14 protein-coding genes are annotated in these 12,178 nt (G+C 67.9%); 5 read left to right on the top strand and 9 right to left on the bottom strand.

What is annotated here, in order from left to right:
- Positions 1-4: 4 nt before the first annotated feature.
- From KF871_RS08425 to KF871_RS08445, 5 genes are read right to left on the bottom strand one after another with little or no spacing between them, the layout of a single operon-like run.
- A complete protein-coding gene (locus KF871_RS08425) occupies positions 5-1,420 on the bottom strand; it encodes a sodium:proton antiporter (protein WP_291140601.1) in 1,416 nt (471 codons plus the stop codon).
- A 13-nt stretch (positions 1,421-1,433) separates the two neighbouring features.
- Complete coding sequence (locus KF871_RS08430; RefSeq protein WP_291140603.1) at positions 1,434-1,781, bottom strand: FKBP-type peptidyl-prolyl cis-trans isomerase; 348 nt, start codon at positions 1,779-1,781, stop codon at positions 1,434-1,436.
- A 29-nt stretch (positions 1,782-1,810) separates the two neighbouring features.
- Complete coding sequence (locus tag KF871_RS08435) at positions 1,811-2,527, bottom strand: nitroreductase (protein WP_291140606.1); 717 nt, start codon at positions 2,525-2,527, stop codon at positions 1,811-1,813.
- Complete coding sequence (locus KF871_RS08440; RefSeq protein ID WP_291140609.1) at positions 2,524-2,973, bottom strand: thioesterase family protein; 450 nt, start codon at positions 2,971-2,973, stop codon at positions 2,524-2,526. The genes KF871_RS08435 and KF871_RS08440 overlap by 4 nt, the downstream gene beginning before the upstream one ends.
- Positions 2,970-3,968, bottom strand: a complete 999-nt coding sequence (locus tag KF871_RS08445) for a histone deacetylase (RefSeq protein WP_291140612.1) — start codon at positions 3,966-3,968, stop codon at positions 2,970-2,972. Before KF871_RS08445 ends, KF871_RS08440 begins: the two co-directional genes overlap by 4 nt.
- 255 nt (positions 3,969-4,223) lie before the next feature.
- On the opposite strand from KF871_RS08445, the gene KF871_RS08450 reads away from it, so the two are divergent.
- The 5 genes from KF871_RS08450 (at position 4,224) to KF871_RS08470 (ending at position 8,940) form a co-directional block, all read left to right on the top strand.
- Positions 4,224-4,766 (top strand): phasin family protein, encoded by a 543-nt coding sequence (locus KF871_RS08450; RefSeq protein ID WP_291140615.1) that lies wholly within the window; start codon positions 4,224-4,226, stop codon positions 4,764-4,766.
- Positions 4,767-5,093: 327 nt separating this feature from the next.
- A complete protein-coding gene (locus tag KF871_RS08455) occupies positions 5,094-6,407 on the top strand; it encodes an NAD(P)/FAD-dependent oxidoreductase (protein WP_291140618.1) in 1,314 nt (437 codons plus the stop codon).
- Entirely contained in the window at positions 6,404-7,390 is a 987-nt protein-coding gene (locus tag KF871_RS08460; protein ID WP_291140622.1) for a hypothetical protein, read from the top strand. Before KF871_RS08455 ends, KF871_RS08460 begins: the two co-directional genes overlap by 4 nt.
- 3 nt (positions 7,391-7,393) lie before the next feature.
- On the top strand, positions 7,394-8,215 hold the full coding sequence (locus KF871_RS08465; RefSeq protein WP_291140625.1) for a 1-acyl-sn-glycerol-3-phosphate acyltransferase: 822 nt from the start codon (positions 7,394-7,396) through the stop codon (positions 8,213-8,215).
- On the top strand, positions 8,185-8,940 hold the full coding sequence (locus KF871_RS08470; protein WP_291140628.1) for a glycosyltransferase family 2 protein: 756 nt from the start codon (positions 8,185-8,187) through the stop codon (positions 8,938-8,940). The genes KF871_RS08465 and KF871_RS08470 overlap by 31 nt, the downstream gene beginning before the upstream one ends.
- 11 nt (positions 8,941-8,951) lie before the next feature.
- Here the strand turns inward: KF871_RS08470 and fabG are convergent, their stop codons facing one another.
- The 4 genes from fabG to KF871_RS08490 are packed head-to-tail and all read right to left on the bottom strand — an operon-like array spanning position 8,952 to position 12,159.
- Complete coding sequence (fabG, locus tag KF871_RS08475) at positions 8,952-9,671, bottom strand: 3-oxoacyl-ACP reductase FabG (RefSeq protein WP_291140631.1); 720 nt, start codon at positions 9,669-9,671, stop codon at positions 8,952-8,954.
- Positions 9,668-10,141 (bottom strand): 3-hydroxylacyl-ACP dehydratase, encoded by a 474-nt coding sequence (locus KF871_RS08480; protein ID WP_291140634.1) that lies wholly within the window; start codon positions 10,139-10,141, stop codon positions 9,668-9,670. Before KF871_RS08480 ends, fabG begins: the two co-directional genes overlap by 4 nt.
- A gap of 39 nt (positions 10,142-10,180) precedes the next feature.
- The gene (locus KF871_RS08485) at positions 10,181-10,972 is read right to left on the bottom strand and encodes a beta-ketoacyl synthase chain length factor (protein WP_291140637.1); all 792 of its coding nucleotides are present in this window, start codon (positions 10,970-10,972) and stop codon (positions 10,181-10,183) included.
- A complete protein-coding gene (locus KF871_RS08490; protein ID WP_291140640.1) occupies positions 10,969-12,159 on the bottom strand; it encodes a beta-ketoacyl-[acyl-carrier-protein] synthase family protein in 1,191 nt (396 codons plus the stop codon). Before KF871_RS08490 ends, KF871_RS08485 begins: the two co-directional genes overlap by 4 nt.
- Positions 12,160-12,178 lie beyond the last annotated feature (19 nt).

Consider the following 12,178-nt stretch of genomic DNA (forward strand, 5'->3'; position numbering starts at 1 on the left):
TGAATCAGCGGAACCACAGCCAGGTGATCAGTGCGAACAGCGGCACCAGGATGGCGAACGACCAGGCCATGTAGCCGAAGAAGCTGGGCATTCTGACGCCGCGGTCCTCGGCAATCGCCTTGACCATCAGATTGGGCGCGTTGCCGATGTAGGTGTTGGCGCCCATGAACACCGCGCCCAGCGAAATCGCCACCAGCGTGGGCGCCAGCGTCGTCATCAGCGTCTGCGGGTCGCCGCCGGCGCTGTTGAAAAACACCAGGTAGGTGGGCGCGTTGTCGAGGAAGGAGCTGAGTGCCCCCGTGGCCCAGAAGTACATGGCGTTGTGGGGCGTGCCATCGGGCAGCGTCACGGCGCGCACCACGGCCGCAAACGGGCCGTCCACCCCGGCGCGCAGCATGGCGATCACCGGCACGATGGTCAGGAAGATGGCAGCGAACAGCTTGGCCACCTCCTGCATCGGGCCCCAGCCAAACTGGTTGCCCTCGTGAGCGCTGTCGGGCGTGATACGCAGCGACAGCAGCGCCACACCGATGAGACCGATGTCGCGCACCAGACCTTCCAGCGCGATGTCGGTGCCCGCCACGTGCCAGGCCACGCCCGGGTGCCACAGGCCGCTGAGCAGCACCAATCCCACCACCACCGCCAGCAGGGCCAGGTTGGCGGCGCCGTCCAGGCCGAAGGCCGGCGAGGTGTCGGGAGTCGGATCAACCGGGCGAATCTCTTCGCGGCGGTGGTAGTACCACCAGTCGATCACATAGAACAGCGCCAGCAACACGCCGACCAGAAACAGCGTCTGCGGCCAGACGTGCTGGATGGTCCAGAAAAAGTCCACGCCCTTGAGAAAACCCAGGAACAACGGCGGATCGCCCAGCGGCGTGAGTGCGCCGCCCGCGTTGGACACGATGAAGATGAAAAACACCACCACGTGCACCTGATGGCGGCGGTTGTCGTTGGCACGAATGAGCGGGCGGATCAACAGCATGGAAGCGCCCGTGGTGCCCATGAAGCTGGCCAGCAGCGCACCGATGCCCAGGATGGCCGTGTTCAGGCCGGGGCTGCCGTGCAGGTTGCCCCGCACGTGAATGCCACCGGCCACGGTGAACAGCGCAGTCAGCAAGATGATGAACGGGATGTACTCGGCCACCGCCGCGTGCATCACCGCGGCACCGGCTGCGCCCGGGCCGAACACGACCGCAAAAGGCACCAGAAAGGCCAGCGCCCATGCCGCGGCAACCTTGCCGAAATGGTGGTGCCAGAACATCGGCGCCACCAGCGGCACGACGGCGATCGAGAGCAGCACACCGGCAAAGGGCACGCCCCACCAGACCGCCAGCGCACGTCCGTCGACTTCGGCCGCCGAGGCCAGCACAGGCGCGAGCAACGCCCACAGGGTCAAGGCCCTGAGCACGCAACGCTTCATGGTGAACCCCGCGTCAGACGGCCAGCAGATCGACTTCGAACAGCAAGGTGGCGTTGGGCGGAATGACACCACCGGCGCCGCGCGCACCGTAGCCCAGCTCGGGCGGAATCACCAGGCGGCGCGTGCCGCCCACCTTCATACCCTGCACGCCTTCGTCCCAGCCACGGATGACGTGGCCCATGCCCAGCGGAAACTCGAACGGCTGGCCACGGTCCTTGCTGGAGTCGAACTTGGCGCCGGCCGCGCCGTTGGTGTAGAGCCAGCCGGTGTAGTGCACCTGCACCGGGCGCCCGGCACGGGCTTCATCGCCCTGCCCGACCACGGTGTCTTCGTATTGCAGGCCGCTGGGGGTGGTGTTCATGGTCTTCTCCTCGGGAAAAACAGGGTGGCTCAACCGAGCCAGTGGGTAAACGCGGCCACGGGCTCGCGCGGGGTGATGAAGTCGTTGACCGGGGCGTTCGGGTCCGCATAGCCCAGGGCCATGCCGCAGACCAGCATTTCGCCTTCGCCCGCACCGATGTGCGGGAGGATGATTTTGGCGAAGCCGTTCCAGGCCGCCTGCGGGCAGGTGTGCAGGCCGTGGCCGCGCGCGGCCACCATGATGTTTTGCAGGAACATGCCGTAGTCGACCAGCGAGCCGCGGCCCATCACGCGGTCCAGCGTGAACATCAGCCCCACCGGGGCGTCGAACAGCTGGAAGTTGCGCTGGTGCTGGGCGTGCATCTTGTCCTTCTCGCCCTTGGCGATGCCCAGCAGGCCGTAGAGGCCCCACCCGTTTTCGCGGCGGCGGTCGATGTACGGGCTGACCCATTTCTCGGGGTAATAGTCGTATTCCTCGCGGTACTCGGCCGCCAGCGCCGGGTTGGCGTACATGGCGTCGTGCGCCGCGCAGACCTTGGCCACCAGCTCGTCGCGGGCCGCGTTCTGCAACACGTACACCTTCCAGGGTTGCGTGTTGGTGCCCGATGGCGCACGCCGCGCCACGTCGAGCAGGTGCTCGATGGTCTCGCGCGGGACTTGCTTGGGCAGAAAGGCGCGCACCGACATGCGCGAAGTGATAGCCGCATCGACGCTGGCGGGGTCGATCACGGGGGCGGCGAGGGTCATCGCAAGGTCTCCAGAACGTTTTTGAGGGCGTCGGGCAGCGGCACCGGGCGGCGCGTTTCGCGATCGACGTAGACGTGCACGAAATGCCCGTGTGCGGCTGTGGTGTCGGCGCCGTCGGCAAACAGGCCCACTTCGTAGCGCACGCTGGATTTGCCCAGGTGTGCGACCCGCAGGCCTGCCAGCACGGTCTGCGGAAAGGCCAGCGGCGCAAAGTAGTGGCACTGCGTCTCGACCACCAGGCCGATCACGCCGCCGGCATGGATGTCGAGCGCGCCCGCCTCGATGAGGTGGGCATTGACCGCCGTGTCGAACCAGCTGTAGTAAACGACGTTGTTGACGTGGCCGTAGACGTCGTTGTCGGACCAGCGGGTGGTGATGGAGCGAAAGGCGCGGTAGTCGCTGCGCGGGCGAGGGGTCGGGCGTTCGGCCGGTGCGTTCGCGGTCATGGGCGGGCATTTTGCCAGTGCGCTCCGTGCACCGATGTCGCCAACGGCGCGTGGGCCTGCGTTCGCTGCGACCAGCGCTGCGCGTAGGAAAGGGCCACACGATAGGTGTTGACCTGCACCTGCACGGTGGCTTCCATGTCGCGACCGTAGCCACCGCCCATGGCCATCACCAGCGGCAGCGAGCGCTGCCAGGCCCAGTCCATCACCCGCCGGTCGCGCGCCTCCAGGCCGTCAAAGCTGAGCTTGAGGCGCCCCAGCCGGTCGCCCTCGTGCGGATCGGCGCCGGCCAGGTACATCACCAGGCCCGGCTCGAAGCGCCGATCGAGCTCATCCAGGGCCAGGTCGAGCGCGTGCAGGTAGTCGTGGTCGCCCGTGCCATCGGGCAATTCGACGTCGAGGTCGCTGGGCTCCTTGCGGAAGGGAAAGTTCTTGGCGCCGTGCAGCGACAGCGTGAACACCGACGCGTCGTTGGCAAAGATGCGCGCGGTGCCGTTGCCCTGGTGCACATCCAGGTCGACGATCACCACGCGCAGCGGCGCCCGGCTGCCATGGCGCCGCAGGTACTCGGCCTGCATCAGGCGCGCGGCCACCGCAAAGTCGTTGAAGACGCAGAAGCCACCGCCCTTGTCGGCGTAGGCATGGTGGGTACCACCCGCCAGATTGGCGGCCACCCCGCCGCCCTGCGCCATCACCCGGCGCGCCGCCAGCACCGAGGCGCCCACCGAGCGGCGCGCGCGCTCGGCCATGGCCGGGCTCCAGGGAAAACCGATCTCGCGCTGCATGGTGGGCGCCAGCGTGCCAGTGGCCACCGCCTGGATGTACGACGGCGTGTGGACCAAGGCCAGTTCGCCATCCGTGGCCGGCAAGGCTTCGCTCAGGTTCACCTCTGGCAGGTCCAGCGCCAGCCGCTCCCGCAAACGACCGTACTTGGACATGGGGAAGCGGTGCCCTGTGGGCAAGGGCAGCACGAAATGGTCGGCGTAGTAGGCGTGCACGGCTCGGGGAAACGGGGCGTCGGGCGCATTGTGGCGAGGGCGTGCCTTCCGAGCGCGGCCCCCGGGTTTTAGAAACGCCTCCCTAGAATGTTGCGCCGCAGCAAAAAGTGCTTGCGCTCCCCTGTCCCCTCCCTATAATTCGACCCATGTTGCAGCGCAGCATAAACGGACGAAACAAGAGCCTGAACCCAGTGCCTGCGTCCACGCCGCAACCGAGTGCCTTGCTTTTTTTCATCCACCCTTAGGAGTACTGACATGCTGACCGTTGAACAAGTGATCGCCGCCCAGAAAACCCAGATCGACACCCTCTTTGGCCTGACGCAAAAGGCTTTCGAAGGCGTGGAGAAGCTGGTCGAACTGAACATCCAGGCCACCAAGGCCGCCCTGTCGGAGTCCGCCAACAACACCCAGGCCCTGCTGAGCGTCAAAGACGCCCAGGAACTGCTGAACCTGCAAGCCAGCATGATGCAGCCCCTGGCCGAGAAGTCGGTGGCCTACAGCCGCCACCTGTACGACATCGCTTCGGGCACCGGCGCCGAATTCAGCAAAGCCGCTGAAGCCACCGCCACCGACGCCCAGAAGAAATTCATGGCCGTCGTCGACAACGCCGCCAAGAACGCCCCCGCCGGCTCCGAGAGCGCCGTCGCCGTCATGAAGAGCGCTGTCTCGGCTGCCAACAACGCCATCGAATCGGTGCAGAAGGCTGTCAAGCAAGCCACCGAAATGGCCGAAGCCAACTTCAACACCGTGACGGCCACCGCCGTCAACGCCACCAAGACCGCTGCCAAGAAGCGCTGAATTGCACACTTTTGGAGCCGTTGATCGCAGGACTTGACATTTCGTCGCCCGGCCACAATTGCTCCATGGTCGCAAGCCTTAGTCTCTGACCCAAGGTTTGCTGTCCACCCGGTTTTTTTGGTTGTCTCCTCGGGTCCTTTTCGAAATTCCGTTTCATCGGACCCTTATCAGCCCTCACCACACGGTGAGGGCTTTTTTTTGCCTGGTTCGACGCCCACTCCCCCGGGGTTTGAGTGCAATCGCGACGCCTAGAATGGCCGGCTGCGCAACCCACACAGATTCCAAACGGGCGAGGACTTCGTGCAACCAGACCATTCACCTGCCCAGATGCCTGCCCAAGATTGCGACGTCTTCGTGATCGGGGGCGGCCCCGCCGGCTCGACCGTATCGGCACTGCTGGCCAGCCAGGGCCACCGCGTGGTGCTGGTCGACAAGGACCACCATCCGCGTTTTCACATCGGTGAATCCCTGCTGCCGGCCAACCTGCCCTTGCTCGACCGCATGGGCGTGGGCGAGGCGGTGCGTGCCATCGGCATGCCCAAGCCCGGCGCCGAGTTCGTTTCCCCGCAGCACAGCCACACGCAGACCTACTACTTCGCCGACGCCTGGGACAAGACCATGCCCGGCGCCTACCAGGTCCGCCGGGCCGATTTCGACCACATCCTGCTCAACAACGCGCGCACCCGCGGTGTCGAGGTGTTTGAAGGCACGCGCGCGGTCGACGTGCAGTGGGATGCGCCCGGCCGCAAGGTCGCTTCGGTCACCACGCGCGACGACAACGGGGCCAGCGCCACCTGGCGCCCCCGCTTCCTGATCGATGCCTCGGGGCGCGACACCTTTCTGGCGGGCCGCCTCAAGATCAAGACCAAGAACCCGGACCACAACAGCGCGGCGGTCTATGCGCACTTTCAGAACGCGCAGCGCCTACCGGGTCAGGACGCCGGCAACATCTCGGTCTTCTGGTTCGAGCACGGCTGGTTCTGGTTCATTCCGCTGCACGACGGCGCCACCAGCGTGGGCATGGTGACCTGGCCGTACCACATGAAATCGCGTGGCGAACGCAGCCTCAGCGACTTCCTGCTCGACAACATCCGCCAGTGCCCGGCGCTGGCGCAACGCCTCGCACAAGCCACGCTGTGCACCGAGGCCGAAGCGGCGGGCAATTACTCGTACAGCGCCACGCAGTGTCACGGCGACAACTTCCTGCTGCTGGGCGACGCCTATGCCTTCATCGACCCGGTGTTCTCGTCGGGCGTGTGGCTGGCCATGAGCGGCGGTGAGGTCGGCGCCGAGGTGGTGCACGCCTGCCTCAGCTCGCCCGAGCGCGCCAAAACCGAACTGGCCCGCTTCGATCGCCACATGCGCCTGGGTCCGCGCGCCTTCTCCTGGTTCATCTACCGCATGACCAACCCAACCATGCGCGGCTTCTTCATGCAGCCCCACAACCCCTTGCGCATGAAGGAGGCCTTGCTTTCGGTGCTGGCGGGCGACCTGTTCGGGCGCACACCGATCTGGCCATCGCTGTGGGCATTCAAGGCGCTGTACTTCTCGGTCAACCTGGTGCACCCCCGGCGCGCGTGGCGGGCCTGGCGTCAGCGGCGCGGCAACGTGCAGGCCGCACCTGCACAGACCGGCGCATGAACCGCCTGCAGCGCCTGCACCCCTGCCCCACCCGGCCATCGTCCATTGAGCAGGTCCTGGGCGGATCGGCGATCGCCGACGCCCAAGGCGCCCCCGACTGGCCCGAACAAACACTGCACATGACCGGCTTCGATGCGCCCTGGCGCGAGGCCTGGGGCGTGGCCGGCGACATCGACGCCGGGCAGCACGGGGACGTGCTGTGGCGCGCCAACCAAGAGGTGATGTTCGCGCTGGTTGAGCTGGAAGAGCCCTCCGGATCAACGGCCAAAGGTGCGGGTGAGGCCCTGCGGGCACTCACCGAGCGGGCCTATGGCCAGCTGTTCGACCTGATGGCCACACAGGGCACGCCGCACCTGTGGCGGGTCTGGAACTACCTGCCCGACATCAACGCAGAGGCCGACGGCCTGGAGCGCTACCGCTGGTTCAATCTCGGGCGCCACCAGGCCTACGACGCGCGTGGCACAGCGGTGGCGCAGCATGCGCCCGCGGCCAGTGCGCTGGGGTCGGCCGGCGGCCCCTTGTCGATCGCCTGCCTGGCGGGGCGTCATCCGCCTCGCGCCATCGAAAACCCGCGTCAGGTCAGTGCCTACCACTACCCCGACCAATACGGCCCGAGACCACCGGTGTTTGCCCGCGCCGTGCTGGCGGGCGATATGGGCCAGCCGACCCTGTTCGTTTCGGGCACGGCCAGCATCGTGGGCCACGAGACGGTGCACGCAGGGGACGTGCTGGCCCAATGCGCAGAGACCGCGCGCAACCTGAACGCCGTGTTCGCCGAAGCCAGCCACGCCGGTGGCGGCCACCACTACCTCGCCCATCAAGCAGAGCACCGCGTCTACGTTCGCCACAGCAACGACGTCGCGGCCGTGCGCGCGTTCCTGACAGATGCCCTGCAAGGCGCGCCGCTGGCGCTGGTGCAGGCCGACGTGTGCCGCCAGGACCTGCTCGTGGAAGTCGAATCGGTGGCCAACCCGGCACGCTGACCCATGCGCACCGAAGCAACCGTCCCCCGCATGCCCTGGTGGCAAGCCACACGCGAGACCGTGGCCATGGTGGTGGGGCTGGGCACGCTGGCGCTGCTGTGCCTGAGCTGGTTCCCCGCGGCCGCCGTGCTGCACCTGCTGCTGCCCCGGCGCACCGGCCAGTGGCTGGGCCGGCGCGTCGCCTGCCACGGCTTCCGCTTTTACCTGCGGGTGCTTGAGCTGGCCTGCGGCTGCCGCTTCGACCTGGCGGCTCTTGACGGCTTGGGCCGAGAGGGCGCCATGATCGTCGCCGCCAACCACCCCAGCCTGCTTGACGCGGTGCTGCTGGTTTCCCGTCTACCCAACGCCGTCTGCATCATGAAAGCGGCCTTGCTTGACAACCCCATGTTCGGCGCGGGCGCCCGGCTGGCGCGCTACATCCGCAACGACAACCTGGTCAACCTGATCTCGCGCAGCCGCGCTGCGCTGCGCGAAGGCACGCAGATCATCGTGTTCCCCGAAGGCAGCCGCACCGAACAATTCCCTATCGATCGTGTCCTGCCCTCGATTGGCCTGGTGGCCCAGCGCGCGCAGGTGCCCGTTCAGGTGGTGCTGCTCGATTTCTCGTCGCCCTACCTCGGCAAGGGCTGGCCCATCTGGCGCCGCCCCTCGCTGCCGCTGGTGGTCACCGCGCGGCTGGGCCAGCGCTTTGACGCGCCGCAGGATGTGCCGACCTTCACCGACGCATTGCAGCGCCACTTTGACGACGCGCTGAGCCCCGAGTCCGCCGATGCCGCCACCGATACGGCCCGACCATGCACGCCTCCACGACCCATCTCGTCCTGATTCCAAGCTACAACCCGGGCGATCTGTTGCTCGGCACCGTGCGGGCAGCGCGTGCCCAATGGGCGCCGGTGTGGGTGGTGGTGGACGGCAGCACCGATGCTTCCACCGCGCAGGTGCAGGCACTGGCCGCGCAGGACGACGGGCTTCGGGTCATCGTGCTGCCCGTCAATCAGGGCAAGGGCGCGGCGGTGCTGGCCGGCATCAAGGCCGCAGCGGCCGCGGGCTTCACACACGCCCTCACCATGGACGCCGACGGTCAGCACCCCGCCGAACTCATCCCCAACTTCATGGCCACATCCACCGCCGACCCCGCGGCCATGGTGCTGGGCAAGCCGGTCTTTGGCGCCGACGCCCCCGCGCTGCGCGTGCAAGGCCGGCGGGTGTCCAACGCCTGGGCCAACCTCGAAACTCTCGGCATGGGCGTGGGCGATTCGCTGTACGGCTTTCGGGTCTACCCGATCGCTGCGCTGCGCCGCGTGATGGCGTCCACGCGCTTCATGCGCCGCTTCGACTTCGACCCCGAGGCGGTGGTGCGCCTGTGCTGGGCCGGTGTTCGACCCATCAATGTGGACGCACCGGTGCGCTACCTGGGCGCCGACGAAGGCGGCGTGTCGCACTTCAAATACCTGCGCGACAACACCCTGCTCACCTGGATGCACACGCGCCTGTTCATCGGCTTCGTGCTGCGCCTGCCCATGCTGCTGTGGCGCAAGTGGCGCGGCTGAGGCCTTTGGTCTCAGCCCATGCCGCCGTTGATGCCGATCACCTGCCCGCTGATGTAGCCGGCCTCTTCCCCGACCAGAAACGACACCAGCGCCGCCACCTCGTCGGCCCGACCGGCGCGCTGCATCGGCACCATCTGGCGAATGGTCGCGGCATCAAACGCACCGTCGGCCATGCCGGTATCGACGATGCCCGGTGCCACCGCGTTGACCGTGATGCCGCGCGAGGCCACTTCCAGCGAGAGTGAACGCCCCGCCGCGTGCAGGGCCGCCTTGGCCGCGGCGTAGTTGGTCTGGCCGCGGTTGCCCAGCACCGCCGACACCGAGGTGATGTTGACGATGCGGCCCCAGCGGGTACGGATCATCGGCAGCAACAACGGCTGGGTGACGTTGAAGAAGCCATTGAGCGAGACATCGACCACCCGGTCCCATTGCTCGCCCCGCATGCCGGCCAGCACTGCGTCGTCGTGCACGCCCGCGTTGTTGACCAGCACCTGGATCGGTGCCTCGTCGATCAGCGCGGCCAGCGCAGTGGCCGTGGCTTCGCGGTCGCACACATCGAACTGCACGGCGCGCGCGGAACCACCCGCCTCACGCAGTTGCTGCGCCAGGGCTTCGGCCCGTGCCAGCCCTTGGTTGGCGTGCACCAGCACTTCCAGCCCATCGCGCGCGAGGCGCTGCGCGATGGCCGAGCCCAGGCCGCCACTGGCGCCAGTGACGAGCGCGCGTTTCATGCGTCACCTCCACTCGCGCCCGCGTTCGCACCCACATCGAGCACCACGGCAGCGCGGCCCTCGGCCAGGCAACCGCGCGCCGAGGCGACACGAAAGCCGTACATCACGTTCGCCCCCACCGCCGACAGGCGCTGTGCGGTGATCTGCAAGGGCGAGTCCTCGGCCAGCAGTTCGCTGTGGTGCAACTGCACCGCGCGCACGCTGGCGAGGTAGCCGGCGGCGGGTGCGGGGCTGTCGCCGGCGGTGAGTGCGCCATGCACCGCCATGGCCTGCGCGGCGTACTCGATGGCGTGCGCGCTCGACAACACCCCGTCGCGTCGCAAGGGGTGCTCGGTGCCAGGGGCGATGTGCGCACTGCAGGTGATGGCGTCGTCGGACCACTGCTGCACCGCATCGAGCAGGCACATGCTGCCCTGGTGCGGAATGCGCTGCGCGATCCACGCGCGGTCAAGGGGGGTGTCTGGGCTCATGGGCGTTCGGCGAAGGCTCTGCGAAGGCGATGCGAAGGTTCAGCGCGGCGTGAAGCGCAGCTCGAGGTGCAAGGGCGCCAGGTGGTCGATGACCGCGCGCGTTGTCTGCCCCTTTGCAATGGCCTGCAACAGCGGTAAGGCCCGCAACGATGGGAAGGCCTGGCGCAGGCCATCGAGTCCGCCATCTGCCATGGTGGTGGGTGGCTCGCGCGTGGGTGTGCCCTGCAACTGGCCCAGGCTGGTTTCGCGGGCCTGGGTGCCCAGCCACAGCGCCACACCGGCCACGTCGGGCACCGGGCGGCAGGTGTGCAAAGGCTCGGGGTATTCGCTGTCGTAGACCACCAGCAGAATCTGATCGAGCCCATCGGCCAGCTGGCCGACGGCGTCGAGCCAGCCGGCGCCGAAGCTGGCGTCGTAGGCGCACAGCACCTGGCTGGGCGCCATGGAACGCGAGGCGATGCCCCAGTAGCCGGCCGCGGCGTTGTGGACCGAGTTGTGAAAACGCGTGGGCGAGACGGCGCGGTCGCTGCCCGCGAGTTGCTCGCACAGCGCGTGGCAGTTGTGCCCGTCGGCACCGGAGGAGCTGAACACCGTGGCCACCGGCGCGGGGTCCTGCTCACCCAGTGCCTGCCAGCCCAGGGCCAGCGCAACGCGCACCACCCGACTGGCGCGTCGGCGCTCGGCCGCGGGCAAACGCTCGGCCACCGGCAACACCGTGGGCGCCGAAGTCCAGGCCTGCTCGCCGCGCAAGGTGCGCGCGGTCTGGCCCCAGTCCGGCAGACCCGGTGCAATCAAGGACACGCCATGCAACCACACCGACGGCGCACTCATGCGGACCTCCCGAACACCAGGCTGCAATTGCTGCCACCAAAACCGAAGGAATTGCTCAACGCCAATTGCAGCCCCGGTGCCGCCGATCCGCCCAGGCGGTAGTCCACCTGAATGGCCGGATCGGGCGTCAGGGTGCCCGGGCTGCCCGGCAGCCAGCCATCGCGCAGGGCCAGCGCGCAGACCACAGCTTCCAGCGCGCCCGCGGCCCCCAGCGTGTGGCCGGTGGCGCCCTTGGTCGACGAGGCGGGCACACGCTGTGCAAACAGCTCTGCCACCGCCAGACCTTCGGCGGCGTCGTTGGCGGGTGTGGCGGTTCCGTGCAGGTTGATGTAGCCGATGTCATCGGCCGACACGCCCGCGCTGCGCAGCGCCGCCTGCATGGCCTGCAAGGCACCCAGGCCTTGCGGGTGCGGCGCCGACATGTGGTGCGCGTCGCTGGATTCGCCTGCGCCCCGCAGCACGATGTCGCCGGCCTGCGCGGGCCCACGCTCCAGCAAAGCGAAGGCCGCCGCCTCACCAATGGAAATGCCGTCGCGCTGCGCGTCGCCCGGGCGGCAGGGCTGCGCCGACGTGAGCTGCAGCGAGGCGAAGCCGTACAGCGTGGTCAGACACAACGAGTCCACCCCGCCCACCACGGCCGCATCGATGGCGCCGGCGCGGATCTGCCGGGCCGCAGCGGCAAAGGCCTTGGCGCTGGACGAGCAGGCGCTCGACAAAGCCATGGCCATGCCTTCGATACCGAAGCAGGCTCGCACAAAGGCGGCCACCGAGTAGGTGTTGTGCGTGCCTGCGTAATTGAAATCGTCCGGCAGCGCGCCGGTGGCCGGGTCGCGCCGCCGGTAGGCCAGTTCGGTCTGCAGAATGCCCGAAGTGCTGGTGCCCATGAAGACCCCCACCCGATCGGCACCGTGACGCGCCACTGCCTCGCGCACCCGCTCGGCGAAGCCGTCCTGTTGCAGGCCCAGCCAGGTCAGGCGGTTGTTGCGGCAATCGAACTCGCGCCACGCATCGGGCAAAGCGACATCGTCCACACCCGCCACCTCGCCAACCCAGGTCGACAGGTCGACGGTTTCGAACCGACACGGCTGCAGGCCGCTGCGGCCTTCGCGCAATGCCAGTGCGTGCGCGTCGATGCCTGCCCCCAGGCAGGAGGTGGCGGTGTAAGCGGTGAGGGGCAAGGGATTCATCGGGTCGGATCGAAGCAGG

This window comes from Hydrogenophaga sp. (assembly GCF_019635465.1).
Taxonomy (GTDB): domain Bacteria; phylum Pseudomonadota; class Gammaproteobacteria; order Burkholderiales; family Burkholderiaceae_C; genus Hydrogenophaga.